18 protein-coding genes are annotated in these 19,782 nt (G+C 66.1%); 10 read left to right on the top strand and 8 right to left on the bottom strand.

Annotated features, from left to right (window positions below; genetic code table 11):
• Positions 1-90: 90 nt before the first annotated feature.
• The 3 genes from ACCQ07_RS04270 to ACCQ07_RS04260 all read right to left on the bottom strand — a co-directional run bounded on the left by ACCQ07_RS04270 (position 91) and on the right by ACCQ07_RS04260 (position 2,978).
• Positions 91-1,362, bottom strand: a complete 1,272-nt coding sequence (locus tag ACCQ07_RS04270; RefSeq protein ID WP_372165272.1) for a sensor histidine kinase — start codon at positions 1,360-1,362, stop codon at positions 91-93.
• A gap of 142 nt (positions 1,363-1,504) precedes the next feature.
• The gene (locus ACCQ07_RS04265) at positions 1,505-2,218 is read right to left on the bottom strand and encodes a response regulator transcription factor (RefSeq protein WP_002811889.1); all 714 of its coding nucleotides are present in this window, start codon (positions 2,216-2,218) and stop codon (positions 1,505-1,507) included.
• Positions 2,219-2,309: 91 nt separating this feature from the next.
• Complete coding sequence (locus tag ACCQ07_RS04260; RefSeq protein WP_218504965.1) at positions 2,310-2,978, bottom strand: arylesterase; 669 nt, start codon at positions 2,976-2,978, stop codon at positions 2,310-2,312.
• A gap of 109 nt (positions 2,979-3,087) precedes the next feature.
• Here ACCQ07_RS04260 and ACCQ07_RS04255 point away from each other — a divergent pair, with 109 nt between their 5' ends.
• From ACCQ07_RS04255 to ACCQ07_RS04225, 7 genes are all read left to right on the top strand, one after another.
• Positions 3,088-3,687 carry an ABC transporter ATP-binding protein gene (locus tag ACCQ07_RS04255; protein ID WP_005910777.1) on the top strand — a complete coding sequence of 200 codons (600 nt, stop codon included), beginning with the start codon at positions 3,088-3,090 and terminating at the stop codon, positions 3,685-3,687.
• Positions 3,684-6,167, top strand: coding sequence for an ABC transporter permease (locus ACCQ07_RS04250; RefSeq protein ID WP_008573586.1), 2,484 nt, complete (start codon positions 3,684-3,686; stop codon positions 6,165-6,167). The genes ACCQ07_RS04255 and ACCQ07_RS04250 overlap by 4 nt, the downstream gene beginning before the upstream one ends.
• A gap of 248 nt (positions 6,168-6,415) precedes the next feature.
• Positions 6,416-7,333 (top strand): TauD/TfdA dioxygenase family protein, encoded by a 918-nt coding sequence (locus ACCQ07_RS04245; RefSeq protein ID WP_372363826.1) that lies wholly within the window; start codon positions 6,416-6,418, stop codon positions 7,331-7,333.
• Between the two features lie 40 nt (positions 7,334-7,373).
• Positions 7,374-8,420, top strand: a complete 1,047-nt coding sequence (locus tag ACCQ07_RS04240) for an ABC transporter substrate-binding protein (RefSeq protein WP_372363824.1) — start codon at positions 7,374-7,376, stop codon at positions 8,418-8,420.
• 3 nt (positions 8,421-8,423) lie between these two features.
• The gene (locus tag ACCQ07_RS04235; RefSeq protein WP_008573580.1) at positions 8,424-9,257 is read left to right on the top strand and encodes an ABC transporter ATP-binding protein; all 834 of its coding nucleotides are present in this window, start codon (positions 8,424-8,426) and stop codon (positions 9,255-9,257) included.
• A complete protein-coding gene (locus ACCQ07_RS04230; protein ID WP_065628439.1) occupies positions 9,254-10,138 on the top strand; it encodes an ABC transporter permease in 885 nt (294 codons plus the stop codon). Before ACCQ07_RS04235 ends, ACCQ07_RS04230 begins: the two co-directional genes overlap by 4 nt.
• Before the next feature lie 79 nt (positions 10,139-10,217).
• Positions 10,218-10,571 carry a DMT family protein gene (locus tag ACCQ07_RS04225; protein WP_005910790.1) on the top strand — a complete coding sequence of 118 codons (354 nt, stop codon included), beginning with the start codon at positions 10,218-10,220 and terminating at the stop codon, positions 10,569-10,571.
• Positions 10,572-10,698: 127 nt separating this feature from the next.
• Here the strand turns inward: ACCQ07_RS04225 and ACCQ07_RS04220 are convergent, their stop codons facing one another.
• The 5 genes from ACCQ07_RS04220 to ACCQ07_RS04200 form a co-directional block, all read right to left on the bottom strand.
• On the bottom strand, positions 10,699-11,637 hold the full coding sequence (locus tag ACCQ07_RS04220) for a DUF6607 family protein (RefSeq protein ID WP_372363823.1): 939 nt from the start codon (positions 11,635-11,637) through the stop codon (positions 10,699-10,701).
• A gap of 29 nt (positions 11,638-11,666) precedes the next feature.
• Positions 11,667-12,299, bottom strand: a complete 633-nt coding sequence (locus tag ACCQ07_RS04215) for a ChuX/HutX family heme-like substrate-binding protein (protein ID WP_372363822.1) — start codon at positions 12,297-12,299, stop codon at positions 11,667-11,669.
• Between the two features lie 5 nt (positions 12,300-12,304).
• Positions 12,305-14,536: a TonB-dependent hemoglobin/transferrin/lactoferrin family receptor gene (locus tag ACCQ07_RS04210; RefSeq protein WP_372363821.1), complete on the bottom strand. Its 2,232-nt coding sequence runs from the start codon at positions 14,534-14,536 to the stop codon at positions 12,305-12,307.
• A 258-nt stretch (positions 14,537-14,794) separates the two neighbouring features.
• Positions 14,795-15,034 carry a hemin uptake protein HemP gene (hemP, locus tag ACCQ07_RS04205; protein WP_029818708.1) on the bottom strand — a complete coding sequence of 80 codons (240 nt, stop codon included), beginning with the start codon at positions 15,032-15,034 and terminating at the stop codon, positions 14,795-14,797.
• Between the two features lie 161 nt (positions 15,035-15,195).
• Positions 15,196-16,164 carry a potassium channel beta subunit family protein gene (locus tag ACCQ07_RS04200; protein ID WP_014089419.1) on the bottom strand — a complete coding sequence of 323 codons (969 nt, stop codon included), beginning with the start codon at positions 16,162-16,164 and terminating at the stop codon, positions 15,196-15,198.
• Positions 16,165-17,051: 887 nt separating this feature from the next.
• Between ACCQ07_RS04200 and ACCQ07_RS04195 the strand changes: the two genes are divergently transcribed.
• From ACCQ07_RS04195 to ACCQ07_RS04185, 3 genes are all read left to right on the top strand, one after another.
• Positions 17,052-18,350 carry a NupC/NupG family nucleoside CNT transporter gene (locus ACCQ07_RS04195; protein WP_008573564.1) on the top strand — a complete coding sequence of 433 codons (1,299 nt, stop codon included), beginning with the start codon at positions 17,052-17,054 and terminating at the stop codon, positions 18,348-18,350.
• Positions 18,351-18,440: 90 nt separating this feature from the next.
• On the top strand, positions 18,441-19,391 hold the full coding sequence (locus ACCQ07_RS04190; RefSeq protein WP_008573562.1) for a ribokinase: 951 nt from the start codon (positions 18,441-18,443) through the stop codon (positions 19,389-19,391).
• Positions 19,392-19,572: 181 nt separating this feature from the next.
• A complete protein-coding gene (locus ACCQ07_RS04185; RefSeq protein WP_256127295.1) occupies positions 19,573-19,695 on the top strand; it encodes a hypothetical protein in 123 nt (40 codons plus the stop codon).
• Positions 19,696-19,782 lie beyond the last annotated feature (87 nt).

Here is a 19,782-nt window from a genome sequence, read left to right as displayed (position 1 = left end):
GCAGCCGGTCGTCGTCTTCCTGCCATGCCGCGTGACTGTTGAGCGGCAGCAAGGCGTCATCAGCAAGCGCCAGGACCACAAAGTGGCGCCTCAGGCGACGACCACCGCCACGGACGTGCCGACGCCGGCTTGGCTCTGCAGTTCGATACGCCAGCCGAAGCGATCGCATAGCCGACGGACGATCGACAGGCCGAGCCCAGTGCCTTGCGGGCGGGTGGGGTCGGCGCGGAAGAACGGTTCGAACGCGCGGGCACGCGCCTCTTCGCTCATGCCAATGCCGGTATCGCGGACCACGATGCGGTCGTGGGTCACCTCCACCTCGATGCTGCCGGTATCGGTGTAAGCGCAGGCGTTACGCAACAGGTTGCTGAGCACCACCCGCATGACCCTGGGCGGGGCGAACATCTGCAGGCTGCGGTCGCCGACCATGCGCAACGACACCGGTTTGTCGCCGAGCAATTCGCGCGCACTTTCCAGCTCTTCGCTGGCAAGCTCGGCCACATCGAAATTTTCGCTCTGCGGGTCGATCTCGGCTTCGCGCGCCAGGATCAGGAAGGCATCGATCACCGCTTCCATATCGTGGCCGGCGCGCTGGATGCGACGCAGGCTGCGCTGCGTGCGCGCCGACAACTCGTCGTCGGCCAAGGCCATGTCGCTGGCCACGCGGATCACCGTGAGCGGAGTGCGCAATTCATGGCTGGCATCGCGGGTGAAATTGCGTTCGCGCGCGACATGCTCGCTGACGCGCAGCCCCAGCGCATGCAGCGCGGCGGCCAGCTGGCGCGTTTCGCCCTGCAATTCGGCAGGCAGCCGCTCCGGAGCCAGTTCGTCCACATCCGGGTTGCGTGGGTCCCAATGCGAGACGCGCCGGGCCAGCCAGCTGATCGGCGAGACCAGCCGCTTGGAAACCCGATAGGTGAACCAGGACACGCCATAGATCGCCACCAACACCACGATTGCCGGCACCACACCGAACCACAAGGTCAGATGCGCCGCCCGCGAGCGCGGAAACACCAGATACAGCCGCCCCTCTGGGCGTTGATCGACATACACCAGCGCATCGGCGGCAGCCACTTCGCTGAAACCCGGAGAAAGGTGGCGCAGTGCGGCCGGTGCAGCCTCGGCAGTGGTACCGGCGGGCGAAAAATACCCTTGGATGTTGCGTGTATTGGGCGGTCGGTTGTCCGGCACGCTCTTTTGCATCTGCCAGAAATGCACGGCCTCGTCGGCGAGCACGGTGCGCACCAGGCTGTATTTGATGACGAACGACACCAGATACCCGGCCAGCACCAGCGCCAGGCTCGCCAGCGCGACCTGCAGCAGGAAGGCGAGACGTATTTTTCTCGGAAGCCCGTGTGGCATTACTGCATCCAGGGAAGAGCGCCGGAGTATAGGCAACGCTTCCGTGAGTCCTTCGTGCAACCAGCCGGCAGCACAGGAGATCGAGCGGCGCGTGAGCGCCTATACAGCAGCCGGCCGCCAGAACGGCGGCCGGCGCGTGACATCACGCCATCGGTTGGGCGATGTCGGCGATGCGATAGCCGGCGCTCTGCACGGTGTGCAGCAGCGGACGGTCGAACGGCTTGTCGATGATCTTGCGCAGGTTGTACAGATGGCTGCGCAGGGTGTCCGAATCGGGCAAGCCGTTGCCCCAGATTTCGCGCTCGATTTCCTGGCGGGTGACCACACGCGGCGATTCGCGCATCAGGATGGTCAAAAGGCGCAGGCCGATCGGCGAGAGCTGCAGCTCGGTGCCGGCACGGGTGGCGCGCATGCTCACCGGGTCCAGCACTAGGTCGGCGACCTTGAGCACTTCCGAGCCCACCTGGCGACGCTCGCGGCGGATCAGGGCACGCAGGCGCGCCTCCAGTTCCTGAATCGCGAACGGCTTGGTCAGGTAGTCATCGGCGCCAAAGCCCAGGCCGGTGAGCTTGTCGTCCAGCGTGTCGCGGGCGGTCAGCATCAACACCGGGGTGGACTTGCGTGCGTCGTTACGCAGGCGGCGACACACTTCGATGCCGTCCAGGCGTGGCAGCATGAGATCCAGCACGACCACGTCGTAGCTGTTCTCCGCGGCAAGACGGTAGCCGTCCAGGCCGTCCTGCGCGTAGTCGACCTCGAAGCCACGGCCTTCCAGGTACTCGCCGATCATTTCGGAGATATTGCGGTTGTCTTCGACGACCAGCACGAGGCCGGACGTTTCCTTGGTCTGACGCATGGACTTTCCTCGGTCTTCAGCTTTGTGAAACATGCCGGATCGACGGTGGAAAGAGCGTGAAGACCGGATAACGTTTCGTCTTCCGCGGCATTTAGCGGCCGAGCAGCGGGCGCAATGCCGGCCATACCGTCTCCAGCACCTTCGGTTGCGCGGCGGCGGTGGGGTGCAGACCATCTGCCTGCATCAGACCGGGCTGCAGCGCGACCTTTTCCAGGAAGAACGGCACCAGTGCGGTCTTGTACTGTGTGGAGAGGTCCGCATAGGTCGCCTTGAGCCGCTCGCGGTAGGCTGGGCCGTAATTGGGCGGCACGTCGATCCCGAGCAGCAGCACGTTGGCGCCGGCTTGCTGGCTGAGCTGGATCATCTTTTCCAGGTTGCCCTTGAGCTGGGCCGGGGTCAGCCCGCGCAGCGCGTCGTTGCCGCCGAGCTCGATGACCACCACGCCGGGGCGGTGCTTTTCCAGCAGGCCCGGCAGCCGGGTCAGCGCGCCGGAGGTGGTTTCGCCGCTGATGCTGGCATTGACGACTGCCGGGGGCGTCGCCATGTCACGCTTCAGGCGCTGGTCCAGCAAGGTCACCCAGCCGGACTGCACCGGGATGTTGTGCGCAGCGCTCAGGCTGTCGCCCACCACCAGGATCGGCGCAGTGGCGACCGGACTTCTGGCAGAGGCAATCCCCGGCGCAAGCAGGGAGAGTGTCAGCAGCCACAGGGCCAGCACGCCATATCGCAGTGTTCTTTCACGCATTCGGAGATTCCTCATCGACAGTCTGGCCCCCCGCTCCAGCACCCGCACCGCCATCGACGTTCGCGAGGTCGGCAAGTCCGTCAGTGGCCCGGAGGGAACGCTCCACATCCTCGACAACGTGAGCTTGACGGTCAGTGAAGGCGACAGCATCGCCATCGTCGGCGCGTCCGGTTCCGGCAAGACCACCCTGCTCGGCCTGCTGGCCGGGCTGGACCTGCCCAGCCGCGGCAGCATTGCGCTGGCGGGCCAGGACCTGGGCCAGCTCGACGAAGAAGCGCGCGCTGCGCTGCGCGCCCGCGACGTCGGCTTCGTGTTCCAGAGTTTTCACCTGCTGCCGGCGCTGACTGCCGAAGAAAACATCGCACTGCCGCTGGAACTGGCCGGGCGCGAGGATCCGGCGCGGGTGCGCGAAGTGCTGGAGGCCGTGGGCCTGAGTGCACGTGCGCGGCATTACCCGCGCCAGCTGTCCGGTGGCGAGCAGCAACGCGTGGCGTTGGCGCGCGCATTCGTGGCCCGCCCGCGCATCCTGTTCGCCGATGAGCCCACCGGCAGCCTCGACCAGGCCACCGGCGCGCAGATCAGCGACCTGTTGTTCGCGCTCAATGCCACCAGCGACACCACCCTGGTGCTGGTCACACACGACATGAGCCTGGCGCAGCGCTGCAGGCACATCTACCGCATCGACAGCGGCCGCCTGCACGCACAGACCGGTCCGGCGGCATGAACGTCGTGCGCCAAGCCGCGCGCGCCGTGCGCCGCGAATTCCTGGCCGGCGATCTGCTGACGGTGTTCGCCGCGCTGGTGCTGGGCGTGGCGGTGATGACCGCGGTGGGCACCCTGGTCGACCGGGTGACGCTCGCGCTGACCTCCAGCGCGGCCGAAGTGCTCGGCGGCGATCTGGGCGTGACCGGGCGGCAGGAGATCCCAGCCGACTTCGCCGCAGAAGCCCAGCGACGCGGCCTGCAGAGCACGCGCATGGTCAGCTTTCCCAGCGTGCTGTTCCATGGCGATGCCAGCCAGATGGCCAATATCCGCGGCGTTGGCCCCGGCTACCCGCTGCGCGGGCAGTTGCTGGTGTCCAAGGACGGCACCGGGACGGAAGGCAGCGTCGCCAGCGCACCGCCGCCGGGCCAGGCCTATGCCGATCCGCGCCTGCTCGAAGCGCTGGGCCTGCACGTGGGCGAGCAACTGGAATTCGGTGCCGGCCATCTGACCATCACCGGCGTGTTGCGCGCCGAGCCCGATGCCTCCGGGGAGCTGATGCAGCTCTCGCCGCCGCTGCTGGTCAATCGCGCCGATATCGACGGCGCCGGCCTGCTCGGCCCAGGCAGCCGCGCCTCCTATCGGTTGATGTTCGCCGGCGCACCGGATGCCATCGCCGATTTGCGCGCCTGGCTCAAGCCACGCGCCAGCGAGTATCGCCTGGTGGGTATCGAAGACACCCAACGCGGCATGCGTGCAGCGTTTGATCGCGCCGGCCGCTTCCTGGCCTTGTCGGCGTTGCTGGCGGTGCTGTTGTCCGGCGTGGCCACGGCCCTGGCAGCGAACCGGTTTGCGATGCGACGCATCGACACCGTGGCGGTCTTGCGCTGCCTGGGCGCCCGCCAGCGCGACATCCTGGCAATGCTGTCGCTGCAGTTGCTGCTGACGGCGATTCCGGCCTGCCTGGTCGGTATCGGGCTTGGCATGCTTGCGCAGGAAGGCCTGGTGCAGGCGCTGGGCAGCCTGATCCCGAACCGGTTGCCGCTGCCGCAGGCCACCCCGGCCCTGGCCGGTGCAGGCATCGGCCTGGTGCTGTTGCTGGGCTTCGGCCTGCCGCCGCTGCTGCGGCTGCGCAACGTGCCACCGATGCGCGTGCTCAACCGCAGCTTTGCTGCAGTGCCACCGAGTTCGTTGCTGGTGTATGGCGCCGCCCTGGCCGCCACGCTGGCGCTCACCGTCTATGCCACCGGCAACCTGGTATTGGCCGGCTGGGTGCTGGGCGGCCTGGCCGCGCTGGCACTGGTGGCGATGTTGCTGGGGCTGGGCCTGCTCGCGTTGCTGCGACCGATCCAGCACCGCCTGCGCGGTGCCTGGAAACTTGGCCTGGCCTCGCTGACACGGCGCCGCGGCTTGAGCGTGGTGCAACTGGTCGGGCTGTCGCTGTCGTTGTGCGCGCTGTTGCTGCTGGCGGTGGTCGGCCCGGGCTTGCTCGGCCAATGGCGCGACCGCCTGCCGGCCGATACGCCCAACTACTTCCTGATGAACATCCAGCCCGAACAAACCCAGCCGGTGCTGCAGACGCTGCGCGGTCTGGGGGTGAAGGATGCGGCCGTGGAGCCGTTTTCCACCGGGCGCCTGGTGGCCATCAACGACAAACCGCCGGTGCGTGGCGACCGCGACCCGGCCGACGACGGCGACGGCGACAACCGCCCGGTGAATTTTTCCTGGCGCCACGCGTTCCCGCCGGCAAATACGCTGCTGCAGGGCAAGTTCTGGGCGGCCGACAGCACCGCGGCGGAAGCCTCGGTGGAAGAAGGCTGGGCGCAGCGCTACCAGCTCAAACTGGGCGATCGCATCACCCTGCTGCTGGGCGAACAGCAACGCACGTTCACCGTGACCAGCATCCGCAAGGCCGACTGGGATTCGTTCCGGGTCAACTTCTTCCTGCTGCTCAATCAAGGATCGGTCGGCGATGCGCCGTACAACCTGATTTCCGCCTTCCACCTGCCGCCGGGCAATGCGTCCAAGCTGGCGGCGCTGAGTCGCGACTATCCGAACATTTCGTTGCTGGATATCGATGCCATCCTGGGCCGCGTGCGCGAGGTCATCGACCAGGTGGCACAGGCGGTGCAACTGGTGATGGGCTTCAGCCTGCTGGCCGGCATGCTGGTGTTGCTGGCCGCATTGCAGGCCACCGCGGGCGAACGCCGTTACGACAGCGCAGTGTTGCGCACCCTGGGCGCACGCCGTGGCCAGCTACGCGGTGCGGTGCTGGTGGAATTCGGCGCGCTTGGCTTGCTGGCGGCGACGCTGGCGGTGACCGCTGCGGCCGTGATCGGCGCGGTCGTCGGGAAGCAGGCGTTCGAGATGGCGTTGACACCGGATTGGCCGCGCCTGCTGCTCGGCGGCGCATTCGGGCTGGCCTTGAGTCTGTTGGCGGGTTGGTCGGGCACGCGGCGCATCCTGTCCACGCCGCCGGCGTTGGCATTGCGGAGCGAATAAGCGCGGGTAAAACGCGTCGCATGCGGGCAACGGCATGCGACGCGCGGCCCGGTGGCTGTGCTGCAGGCCAGCTCACGGACGCTGTGGCGCGCAGCGTGAGGGGCCTTGCTCTTCTGTGAGTGCTGCATATGTCTGCAGCGCATAAGCACCTTGCAAATCGTACGTTCGCAGCGGTGACACGACTGCCTAGAGTGGTACGTCCGGCCGCCGGCCCAGGCGGCCTTTCGTTGCCGTCGAGGTGCCACGTCATGGCCAGCATCACTTCCGCAGCGCGTGTGCACACGCCGCGCGATGCGTCTTCCCCCGTGCAGAGCTCCAGCGTCAGGATCGTGCCATTCGACGCTCCGCTGGGCGCCGAGGTGATCGGGCTGGACCTTGCGCAACCGCTGGACGCCGCCACCTTCGCGCGTATCCACCGCGCGCACCTGGATTACCACGTGCTGGTGTTTCGCGATCAACGCATCACACCGGCCCAGCAGGTGGAATTCAGCCGTCGCTTCGGGCCGCTGCAGATTCACGTGCTACGCAACTTTCAACTGCACGGGCACCCGGAAGTGCTGGTGGTGTCCAACATCAAGGAGAACGGCGAGCCGATCGGCCTGGGCGATGCCGGGCATTACTGGCACTCGGATCTGTCGTACAAGCAAACACCGAGCCTGGGGTCGCTGCTGCATGCGCAGGAGCTGCCCGGCGAAGGCGGCGACACCCTCTTTGCCAACCAGCACCTGGCATGGCAAACGCTGCCCGAATCGCTCAAACGCGCCGTGCAGGACCTGCGCGCCGAACACAGTTATCTGGCCAAGTACGAGGAGTTGCGCGCCCGCAATCCGTGGCGGCCGGCACTGACGCCGGAGCAGATTGCCGAAGTGACACCGGTGCAGCACCCGGTGGTGCGCACGCATCCGGAGACGGGCCGTAAGGCACTGTTCGTCAGCGAGCATTTCACCACGCGCATCGTCGGTTTGCCCGAGGACGAAAGCCGCGCGCTGTTGCAGAGGTTGTTCGAACACACCACGCGCGATGCGCTGGTGTATCGGCATCGCTGGCAGCCGCACGACATGGTGTTCTGGGACAACCGCTCGGTGATGCATCTGGCGGCGGGTACGCCGGATCATCTGCGCCGTCGGCTCAACCGCACCACCATCGAAGGCGATGCACCGTTCTGAGCCTGCACCTGTTCCCTCCCCTTCCCGACTGGAGCGCCGCATGCGTTTGACCGTCTCTTCCCACGCTCCTTTGCCGCACCGGCGTTTTTCGCGGGCCATCGCGCTGCTGGTGTTGGCCGCGTTGCCGCTGTTGCATAGCGCGCATGCGCAAGCCGAAGGCAAGCTGCGGATCGCCAAGCAATTCGGCATCGTTTACCTGCTGCTGGACGTGGCGCAGGACCAGAAGTTGATCGAACAGCAGGGCAAGGCCGCCGGTGTGGACATCGACGTGCAATTCCTGCAGCTCTCCGGTGGGGCGGCAGTCAACGATGCGTTGTTGACCGGTTCGATCGATATCGCCGGTGCCGGTGTCGGGCCGTTGTTCACCATCTGGGACCGCACGCGCGGCCGCCAGAATGTCCGCGGCGTCGCATCGCTGGGCAATTTCCCGTACTACCTGATCAGCAACAATCCGCGCATCAAGTCCATCGGCGATTTCACGCCAAAGGACCGCATTGCGGTGCCGGCGACGGGTGTCTCCGTGCAATCACGTTTCTTGCAACACGCCTCGCAACAACGTTGGGGCGACAAGGGCACCCATCAGCTCGACGCGCTACAAGTCGCCTTGCCGCATCCGGATGCCGCCGCGGCGATCATCCGTGGGCGTACCGAAATCACCGCGCATTTTGCCAGCCCGCCGTTTCAGGAGCAGGAACTGGCGCGCAACCCGGCCGCGCATATCGTCACCAGTTCCTACGAGATCGAAGGCGGCCCGTCGTCGGCAACGGTGTTGTACGCCACCGAAAAATTCCGCAAGGACAATCCCAAGACCTACCGCGCGTTTGTCGCCGCACTGGACCAGGCGGCGAAGTTCGTCACGGCCCATCCGGAGCAGGCGGCCGATATCTTCCTGCGTCGTAATGGCTCGGGCATCGATCGCGCGCTGGTGCTGCAGATCCTCAAGGACCCGAAAGTGCAGTTCACCGTGGCACCGCAGAACACGCTGGGGCTGGGCAAGTTCATGCAGCACAGCGGGGCGATCAAGCAGGCGCCGGGCAAGGTGGGCGATTACTTTTTCGACGACCCGCTGATTGCGGGCGGGAGCTGAGCGATGAGCACGCCCCTGCTGCAGGTCGATCATGTCAGCCTGGAATATGCTTCGGCCCAGCGCGTGGTGCGCGCGACCCATCGCGTGCGCTTCGATGTGCACGAAGCCGACCGCTTCGTGCTGCTGGGGCCCTCAGGCTGCGGTAAATCCACTTTGCTCAAGGCGGTGGCCGGTTTCGTTGCGCCGCGCGAAGGACAGATCCGCCTGCAGGGTCATGCGGTCACCGGTCCCGGGCCGGACCGGGTGGTGGTGTTCCAGGAATTCGACCAGTTGGCACCATGGAAAACCGTGCGCGAGAACGTGGTGTTCGGGCTGCGTGCGGCGCGCAAACTCGGCCGTGCCGAGGCGCGCGAGCGGGCAGACGACAGTCTGGCCCAGGTCGGGCTGAGCGGATTTGCAGATGCTTACCCGCACACCTTGTCCGGCGGCATGAAGCAGCGTGTGGCCATCGCACGCGCCCTGGCGATGCGCCCGCGTGTCCTGCTGATGGATGAACCGTTCGCGGCACTGGATGCGCTGACGCGTTCGCGCATGCAGGAGCAAGTGCTGGAATTGTGGGAACAATTGCGCTTCACGCTGTTGTTCGTCACCCATTCCATCGAAGAAGCATTGGTGGTCGGCAATCGCGTGCTGCTGTTGTCGCCGCACCCGGGCCAGGTGCGCGCCGAACTCAACGCGCATGCCTTCGGCCCGCACAGTGCCGGCAGCGTGGCCTTCCAGCAGACCGCGCAACGCATTCACCGGCTGCTGTTCGATCTGCCCGATGACACGCTGGACGACGACAAGGTGGCACCGCTGCGTCGCCCGTCCCTGCGCCAACGCCAGGCGCTGACATGAGCCGCAGCACCGCAAGCGCAGTGCCGCCGATTCCACCGGTGCGGCCCGAGTACGAAGTGGCACTGACCCCGCTGGACCCTGCCCTGGGCGCCGCGACCACGCCCACGCGTTGGCACGCACCGCCCTGGCTGCGCAAGGCATTGGTGCTGGTGGTCTTGGTCGCGGCATGGGAGATCGCCGCGCGGCTGGTCGGCGACGATCTGATGCTGCCCGGCGCAGTGCAGACCGCGCGCGCGTTCTACGACGGGCTGCTGTCGGGCGAACTGCTGCGCCGGGTCGGTGCGTCGTTGCGTGTTCTGGCGCAAGGTTATGCGCTGGGCGTGCTGCTGGCGTTCGTGCTGACCGCGCTGGCCGCTTCCACGCGCTGGGGCCGCGATGTGCTCGGCACGCTGACCGCCATGTTCAACCCGCTGCCGGCCATTGCGCTGTTGCCGCTGGCCTTGCTGTGGTTCGGGCTGGGCACCGGCAGCCTGGTGTTCGTGCTGGTGCACTCGGTGCTGTGGCCGCTGGCGCTGACCACCTACGCCGGCTTCCAGGCGGTACCGGACACGCTGCGCATGGCCGGGCGCAACTACGGCCTGCGCGGCCCGCGCTATGTAGCGCAACTGCTGGTTCCGGCGGCGCTGCCGGCGATCCTGTCCGGGCTGAAGATCGGCTGGGCATTCGCCTGGCGCACCCTGATCGCCGCCGAACTGGTGTTCGGCGCCACCTCCGGCCAGGGCGGCCTGGGCTGGTACATCTTCCAGAACCGCAATGAGCTTTACACCGACAAGGTCTTCGCGGGGCTGGCGATGGTGATCGTGCTGGGGCTGCTGGTGGAGGGCGTGGTGTTCCAGGCGATCGAGCGGCTCACGGTGCGTCGCTGGGGCATGCAGCGCTAGCGCGGCCCCGGCGGCACGGTCGCGTGCGCTTAACGAAGTTGGCTTATGCTTCGGCCCCCATTCTCTGCCGCTCGCCGCCATGCCCACTGCCCCCTTCACCGCCTACCTGTACCCGGTTCTGCTGCTGATCGCCAGCAACGTGTTCATGACCTTCGCCTGGTACGGGCACCTGAAGTACAAGACCACGCCGCTGATGATCGCCATCCTGGTCAGCTGGGGCATCGCGTTCTTCGAATACTGCCTGCAGGTGCCTGGCAACCGTCTGGGCAGCGCGGTGTATTCGGCGCCGCAGCTCAAGGGCATGCAGGAAGTGATCACGCTGCTGGTCTTTGCCGGTTTCTCCACCTTCTACCTGGGGCAGTCGCTGAAGTGGAACCATTGGGCCGCGTTCGGCCTGATCCTGGTGGCCGCGTTCCTGATGTTCAAGGAATAAAGGCAAAGCACCCTCTCGCTCGTAGGAGCGCACCCGGGCGCGACCTCGCAAGAGCCCCCTGCGGTGTGATTGGCCTTACCGGGAATGCCATATCGCGCTCGGATGCGCTCCTACGGCGTCAGGGTGCCTAGTTCGCCGGTTCGACCCACCGTGCGAACACCGCATCGATTTGCGCGTCCTTGACCGGCTTGCCCTTCTGCGCTGACTCAGCCTGCTCGAACATCGGCACGATCATCGCCATGCCGTCCGGCTTGGTTTTCAGATGCAGGCCCGGTGGCGTTTGCAGGAATGCGGCCCAGCGCGCGCGCACCTTGGCCCAATACCCCTGTGTGCCTTTCCAGTACGCATAGGCCGGGGCGAAGTCCACCTCGGTGGTCTTGCGGTAATCGTTGAAGCCGAACTCGCGTGCAATCGCTTCCTGGGTGCCGTCGGGCTTGCGCAGCACCTTGGTGTTGAATTGTTCGTGGGTCCAGCCGTTGGGCGTGAGCGTGTGCCGGTTGATCACCGACAGCGCGTTGTAGTCGCTGCGCTTGGTGTACTCACGGCGCGGCAGGGGGCGCCAGCTCAGATCGCTGGTCCAGGTGGGATGGCCATCGGCGTAGTCCCAGCGGCCGGTGCCGCAATAGCGCGGCGCATCGCTGACCTCGAAGACGCATTGCGTCCATGCGCCCTGCGTGGCCGATGCCGGCAGCGCACGCACCTGCCAGGTCTGGTCGGCGGTGAATTCGAAACGCTGCGGCGCTTCGTACACCCAATCCTGCCGCCAGTGCTTGGTCACATGCCTGGTCTTTTCGTCGACCAGCAGATGCTGCAACACCAGCTTGCGTGGCGAATCCTCCACCACGATGACCACCTCGTTGGCGCCGCTGCGCATCGCCGAGGCGCGCTCGTAACCTGGCTTGAGCAGCACGGTTTCGTCGAAGGCGAAGTCCACCGCGTATTCGCCCTGCATCGCCAGGATGCTCTGGCGATCCCGTTCGGGATCGGCAGCGGCGGCGTCGGCAATCGCCGACAGCGGCAACAGGCTCAACGTGGCGACAAGGCAGCAGGGCAGTACTCGGTTCATCTCGATTCTCGGTGGTGGTCTCAGGAACATCAGCGGCGCAGCCGCAGCAAGGCAGCGTGCATGGCCGCCGGGGCGCTACCGGCAGTGGCAGGCGAGGTCGCCCGCAGCGCGGCGGCGCGCGCGCAACAGCAATCATCCACCGCCACCCGTCCGTCGATGCCCTCATCGTTCGCCAATCGCGCAGCGACTTCGGCACCCAGGGCCGACACGGTGGCCAGGCTGGCCGCCAGCGACGACGCGTGGTCGCCACCGGCCTGCAGGCGTAGCGCGCTCAGACGCCAGTGCTCGCCGCGCATGCGCCCGGCCAGCCGACGCCACAGGCGCTCGCCCACGCCCAGCGCCTGGTTCTCCATCGCCAATGGCGGCAGCTGGCAGATCAGCCGGTCCCAGCTGAGAAAATCGCTGTCCGGCAGCAGGTAGAGCCGCCAGCAGCACTGTCCGTCGGCATCGAAGAAGCAAACGCCTTCGCGCACGCCGTCGCTGTCCAGCTGCCGGCAGGCCGCCGCGTCGACCGCGTGCTGCCAGCCCTCAAGTTCATTGCCCAGGGCCGGGCGATACAGGCACAGCACCGTACCCAGGGCCGCCAGCTGCGCCGGGCGCGGCAGCGTGCGGCGGGTGGCACGCACGGTCGACGACAACGGCAGTGGGCGGACGATGGGCATGGCCGCTACCAGCTCACGGCCAGGCTGACCGAGGCGGTGCGCCCGGCGGCGGTGAAGCGATCGACCACGGTGCTGCTGGCAAGCGTGCCGTTGGGCAACGCATTCCAGTCCACGTAACGACGGTCGGCCAGGTTGAAGATGCCGGCGGTGAGCTTGGCGCCAGGCGCGAACTCCCAATGCCCCATCAGGTCCAGCGTGGCGTAGCCGGCCGGCGTGTAATAGCTGTCCAGCTGCGGGCGATGTTTGCGGGCCACAAAGGTACCGATCACTTCTGCGCCCCAGCGATCACTGTCGAAGGCCATGCCAAGCGTGCCGCGCAACGGGTCGACCGAATTGAGCGGCGTGCCGTCGGTGAGGTTGTCGCCTTCCGCATAGGCAACGGCACTGTTCAACGACCAGCCTTGCCAACCCGCCAGCATGCCCAGATCGATGCCCGCGCGCGCCTCTGCGCCCTTGATCACCACATCGTCCACGTTGCGCGACTGGAACAGCGCCAGTCCGTCGGCATTCACGCCAGCCGGCGCATACGATTCGATGAAGTTGCGATAGTCGGTGTAGTACACGGCGAGCCCGAAATAGCCGACCGCATCGTTGAAACGCAGGCCCAGTTCGCCGCCGCGGCTGGTCTCCGATTTCAGATCCGGATTGGCGATGGCGGTGTAGCGCGCCTGCAGATTGGTGAAACCGATATTGACGTCGTTGTACGGCGGCGCGCGGAAGCCATGCGCATAGTTGGCGTACGCCGACCAGGCGTCCGAAAACCGCCACACCGCACCGAACTTGGGAGACACCTGGGTCTCGTCGATGGTCTCGGCGGCAACGCCGGGATTGTCTTCGCGGAAGATGTCGTCCACCTGCGGCGACAGCCGGAAATAATCCACGCGCACGCCCGGCGTCAGCGACAGCTGGCCATCGAGCAGGCCGATCTCGTCCTGCGCATACAACCCGAGCTTGGTGGTTTCGCTCATCGGGAAGTCGCGCACCGGAAACACGTCCTGACCGACGCGGTTGCTCACCACGCCATTGGCCAGATTGACCGAATAGCCGTCGCGCTTGGCGCGCGTATCGGTCCAGGTGCCATCCAGCCCATAGGTGATCTCGTGGCTGAGGGTGCCGGTTTCGATGGACTTATGCGCGTTGACCAGCAGGCCGTAAACACGCTGATCGAAATTGTGTTCGTTATGCCGGCGCGTGGTGTTGCCGCGCAGTTCGTTGGTGCGTTGCAGGCTCTCGCTGTCCTGGCGATACAGCTGCCACTGCAGATCGTCGGCCCACACGGAATCCAGCGCATCGACTTCATGCCGCAGCGAGACCCGCGCACGTGTCTGATGATCGCGTCCTTGCTGCGACAGGATGCGTAGCGACGCCGTCGGACTCCGCGTGTCGATGCCGGTCAATGCATCGATGCTGCCGTAGTCTTCGTTGCCTTCGACCGTGAGTTTGAAGCGCTGTTGTGCGCTTGGGGCGTACACCAGTTTGGCGAGCACACTGCGCCCATCGATGCGCTGCGGATTGGCCGCGGTGCGGGTGAAATCGCGGCTGCGGTCATCGCCCTGGTTTTGCGCCTCCTGGCCCTGGCGATGACTCACCGCCACCAAGCCGCTCCAGCGTTCGCCACCGAACGCGCCGGTGGCACCGGCAAACAGGCCGTTCCAGTCACCTTCGTAGCCGAACTTCAGGCCGGCGTAGCTGTGCTTGTCTGCGCTCAGATAGTCCGACGGATCCTTGGTGACGAAGGCGACCACGCCGCCCAATGCATCCGAGCCGTACAACGAACTGGCCGGCCCGCGTACCACTTCCACGCGCTTGAGTGTTTCCAGGTCGACGAAGTTACGGTTGGCGTTGAGATAGCTGCCGAAGCTGAAGGTGTCCGACACCGGCACGTTATCCACCAGCATCGCCACGCGGTTGCCATCCAGCCCGCGGATGCGGATGCCGTTGGCACCGGTGAAGCGGCCGCTGGTGCTGGTGACCGATACGCCCGGCGTGTAGCGGAACAGATCCTTGAGTTCGCGCACCAGTTGGTTGTCGAGCTGTTCGCGATCGATCACATCCACCGTGCTGGGCACATCCACCAGCGCGCGCTGGGTGCGCGTGGCGGTGACCTGGAGCCGGTCGAAGTCGTGCACCTCACGCGCACCCTCCGCTCCGGCATCGCGTTCGGCAGCACGGGCACACAAGGAAATAGCGGGCAGCGCCAGCGACAGCGCGACCACCAGCGGATGCAGGCGGATCATCAGGAACCTTTACGCGTCCCCCGGCGGCGCGTGCGGCATAAGCCAAACGCGGCAGGGAAGATGGAGTTGAGTGGCGGGCGGCGGCGGCAGCGCCCGCTGCGATCTTGCGCACACGCGTTGAGCGAGTACGCAAAGATGGGATGCGATGGCAATCGGGCGTTGCGCGCAGAGCAGGATCGCGTCATCGGCACTGACGGCGCACGACGATCGTTGCGGCAGCGGCTGCGCACAGTGGCTGTGCGCAGCCCAGTGGCTGGATTATTTGGTCAGGATCAGCTTGTCGTTGCTGGTGTGGCGCAGGCGATAGACGCGATCGCCGTGCTGGATCAGCACTTCACGCCGGCCCTTGAGCAGCGCTTGGCTGCTGATGAGGTCTTCGGCGGGCACGGCGCGCGGCGTGGCGCGGTCGCGCAGATTGACCGGTTCGGAGCGAAGCAGCACGGGGTGGGCGGTCATGATCTGGTTCTCCAGTCGGTTGGCCAGACAAATAATAACCATTCTCATTTAATGATCAAGAGCCATTCTCATTTGAAAGGCCGGATGTTTAAATCGCTCTCTAGTCTTCGATTGATCGCGCCAATCGAACGGACGTGTGTCGCTGCCCTCAGCTGCGGTGACTACTACAAGCATCCACCGCAGCACTCGATCGACCCAATGGCTCAGCGCGTGCTCGACTCCACCTGTGCCCACCCGGCGTCATCGACCTGATCCAGGGTGTCCAGGGCACCGAGGTTCTCTTCCAACTGTGTGACCCGGCTCGCGCCCAGGATCACGCTGGACACATGCCGGTTGCGTAGGCACCAGGCGATGGCCAACTGCGCCGGCGACTGGCCAAGCTCGGCCGCCACCGCGCAGAACGCGCGGGCGCGCTCCAGCCGGCGCGCTTCCGGCGCGCCCAGCACTTCGTCCTGCAACCATTGGTTGCCCGGCTGGCCCAGACGGCTGTCGGCCTCCACGCCCGCGTTGTACTTGCCGGTCAGCAGGCCCGAGGCCAGCGGCGACCAGATCGTGGTGCCCAGCCCGTTCTCGCACAGTGGCGCGTATTCGCGCTCCAGCCGCTCGCGATGCAGCAGGTTGTATTGCGGCTGTTCCATCGCCGGCGCATGCAGATGTTCGCGTTCGGCAATCGCGATGGCCTCGCGCAACTGCGCGGCGCTCCATTCGGATGTGCCCCAGTACAGCACCTTGCCCTGGCGGATCAGCGCATCCATGGCGCGTACGGTTTCCTGGATCGGGGTGTCCGGATCGGGCCGATGGCAGTAATAGAGGTCCAGGTACTCCACGCGCAGGCGCTTGAGCGCGGCGTGGCAGGCATCGGTGACATGCTTGCGCGAGAGCCCGCGCTGGGTCGGCCGCGGGCTGTCGACCGCACCGAAAAACACCTTGCTCGACACGCAGAAGCCATCGCGCGGCAAACGCAGATCGGCGATCACATCGCCCATCACTTCCTCGGCGCGGCCGCGCGCGTAGACCTCGGCGTTATCGAAAAAATTGATGCCGTTGTCCCAGGCGGCGGCAATCAGATTGCGCGCTTCGCTGCGCCCGATCTGTTTGCCGAAGGTGACCCAGGCCCCGAACGACAAGGCCGATAGCTGCAGCCCGGTGGAACCCAGACGTCGGTAAAGCATGGCGAACTCCCGCAACCTCCAGGGCACCTGCCCTGGACCGGCGTGCGCAGTGTAGGCCGTGGCGTCGGGCAGGCACAGCGCGCGGCGTGTGCAGCGCCGTGCATCGACCTGTTCCCGGCTCGACTGCGTGTTCGCAGCACCGCCTGCACTGCGCATGCATCGTGATCGGCGCTTTTGTCGGTGTTGGTCTGCCGTTGGTGGTTATCTGCACCGAATGCCTCGGCTTGCATGGGCGTTTCCACGCCTATCCACACGTGACAGACGCGAGACCTTGCTGCAGCGACTGCTTGCCGATCAACAGGCAAAATCGCCGGCGTGTGGCGTCGCAACCAGGGTGGGGCCATTGGTGGCATGCATGCGCCAACCAGCCGCATGGACGGATTGACGGCGTGCCCCGACACCGGATGCGGCACCGTGCCTGGAGACACCAGCGCATGACGCCGGCGGACATGCGTGCAACGGTCAGCAGCACTCGCGCACAAACGCCAACCGTCCCAGGCCATCTGCACCAAAGACACCCCGCCCGATGAAGCGGAGCAGCAACGACAGCCGTAGCAGTCGCAGCAGTAGATCCAATCACGCGCTTCAGCCACTCCAGGCTGCGCGGCAGTTCCCCCGAACGCTGACGCATGACGGTGAACACCGCATCCGGGCGGGCGCCACGACCGCCACAGCCGCGCCGCCACGCGATGAACACCGCCCACCTCGCCCATGCGGACTCCCGACTTTGCGCAAGCACGGTCCCACAGCGCGCCAGCGCGGGCCTGCCCCTGCCCGCCCCCTCTCGTCTGTGGGCCGACCGAGGCCATCTGAATGCCCCTCGCCTTGCCCCCTGTCACCCCCTGCTCTAGGCTTCCCGTTTTGCCGTCAGCAGCCCGGGGATTGGAATGGTCGAAGGTTTGGGAAGGATCGGTTTCGGCCTGTTCGGTCTGGCGGTGCTCATCGGCATCACCTGGCTGTTTTCGAGCAACCGCCGCGCGATCGACTGGAAGCTGGTCGCCACCGGTCTGGCCCTGCAGATCTCGTTCGCCGCACTGGTGTTGCTGGTGCCGGGCGGGCGCGACGTGTTCGACGCGCTGGGCAAGGGCTTCGTCAAGGTGCTGAGTTTCGTCAATGAAGGGTCCACCTTCATTTTCGGCAACCTGATGAACATCGACAGCTACGGCTTCATCTTTGCGTTCCAGGTGCTGCCCACCATCATCTTCTTCTCGGCGCTGATGGGCGTGCTTTACCACCTGGGCGTGATGCAGATGGTGGTGCGTGCGATGGCGTGGGCGATCACCAAGGTGATGCGCGTTTCCGGTGCGGAAACCACCAGCGTGTGCGCCAGCGTCTTCATCGGCCAGACCGAAGCGCCGCTGACGGTGCGCCCGTATATCCCCAAGATGACCCAGTCCGAGCTGCTGACGATGATGATCGGCGGCATGGCGCATATCGCCGGTGGCGTGCTGGCTGCATACGTCGGCATGCTCGGCGGCAGCGATCCGGCGCAACAGGCGTTCTATGCCAAGCACCTGCTGGCCGCCAGCATCATGGCCGCGCCCGCCACGCTGGTGGTCGCCAAGCTGCTGGTGCCGGAAACCGGCACCCCGCTGACCCGCGGCACCGTCAAGATGGAAGTGGAAAAAACCACCAGCAATGTCATCGATGCGGCCGCGGCCGGTGCCGGCGATGGCCTGCGCCTGGCGCTGAACATCGGCGCGATGCTGCTGGCCTTCATCGCGCTGATCGCGCTGATCAACGCACCGCTGACCTGGCTGGGCGAGGTCACCGGCGCCGCCGCGCTACTGGGCCGCCCGACCAACCTGTCGACGATCTTCGGCTACGTGCTGGCGCCGATCGCCTGGGTGATCGGTACCCCGTGGGTGGATGCGACCACGGTCGGGTCGTTGATCGGCCAGAAGGTGGTGATCAACGAGTTCGTCGCTTACAGCGAGTTGTCGCGCATCGTCAAGGGCGAAGTGCCGGGCGTAGGCCTGAGCGCAGAAGGTCGCCTGATCGCCACCTACGCGCTGTGCGGCTTCGCCAATTTCAGCTCGATCGCGATCCAGATCGGCGGGATCGGCGGGCTGGCGCCGGAACGTCGTCACGATCTGGCCAAGTTCGGCCTGCGTGCGGTGCTCGGCGGTTCGATCGCCACCTTCATGACCGCTACCATTGCCGGTGTGCTGTCGCATTTCGGTTGAGGCGGTGCGGGTTCATCGGCGTGACGGTCTAATCACTGCACGCCGCGTTTCATCCAGTCTTTCAAGTCAGTCATTCAAGGCAAGGTATTTATGAGTTCGGTCGTCGTTGTCGGGTCCTTCAATGTCGATCACGTGTGGCGCTGCGATGCCTTGCCGGTGCCGGGCGCGACCATCGCCGGGCGCTACAGCACCGGCCCGGGCGGCAAGGGCTTCAATCAGGCGGTTGCGGCCGCACGCGCTGGCGCCAAGACGCATTTCTTGTGCGCGCTGGGCGACGACGCCGGTGGTGCGTTGGCGCGCTCGCTGGCCGCGCAGGATGGCTTTTCGCTGATCGCCGAGCCCAGTAATGAACCGACCGGTACCGGCGGCATCTATGTCGACGGGCACGGCCGCAACACCATCGTGATCGGCGCCGGCGCTAACGCCGTGTTGAGCCCCGCCTTCATCGAGAACCAACGCCCGCTGGTGGCTGCGGCAAAGGTGTTGCTGGCGCAGCTGGAATCCCCGGCCGAGACGATCGAGTCCGCACTGGCGCTGGCGCACGAATGTGGCGTGCTGACCGTGCTCAATGCCGCGCCGGCCAATGCACCGACCTCGATTGGCCTGCTCAAGCTCTCGGATGTGCTGACGCCCAACGAAACCGAATTCGCCGCACTGCTCGGTCGCCATGTCGGCGAGCGCATCAATGCCGACGACGTCGCCGCGCTGGACGGCAATACGTTGCATTCGTTGTGCCGCAAGCTGCTGCCGGGCGGTACCGTAGTGGTGACCCTGGGCGCGGTGGGCGCCTTCATTTCGCACGCCGAAGAACAGCTGCGCGGCGATAGCCAGGCGCATTACCGCGTGGGCGCGGAAAGCGCGCAGACCATCGACACCACCGGCGCGGGCGATGCCTTCAACGGTGCGCTGGTTGCCTCGCTGGCGCAGGTGCCGGCTGCGAGCTTCGCAACCCACGTGCGCTTTGCCACCCGTTATGCGGCGCGCTCCACCGAGGTGGAAGGTGCGGCGGTGTCGATGCCGCGGCTGCGCGCGGACGACTGAGACCACGGTTCACTGCCATTGGCGTGCGCCACGCGCGCATGCCCTCGACACCGCACCCACGCAGGCGCCCAGGTTTTTTCCAGGAATGCGCGTGCATGTCCCGCGCCCAATGACGATCGCGACAAGCGGTTGGCCGCGTCGCTGCGCATCGCGCCGAACGATGTGACGCTGCAACGAGCGCATGTCTGCTTTCGCCACGCTGCGCACGCTCTGCTGCCAACGTCACACCACCGGCTGCGCCATCGCGACGCCACGTGACCCAGCGCTGTTTTGGGTGCTCGAAAAACGAAAGCGCATCGCATAAAGCGTGCTGATCGGCTGCACGCGCTAGCGCGCTATCTGCGCTTGCCTACTATCGCCGCACCACCGGGCGTACCACGACCATTGCCTG

Origin of the sequence: Xanthomonas sp. NCPPB 3583, from assembly GCF_041475715.2 — a bacterium.
GTDB classification, from domain to species: Bacteria; Pseudomonadota; Gammaproteobacteria; order Xanthomonadales; family Xanthomonadaceae; genus Xanthomonas; species Xanthomonas euvesicatoria.
This window is presented reverse-complemented; position numbering and strand designations above follow the sequence as displayed.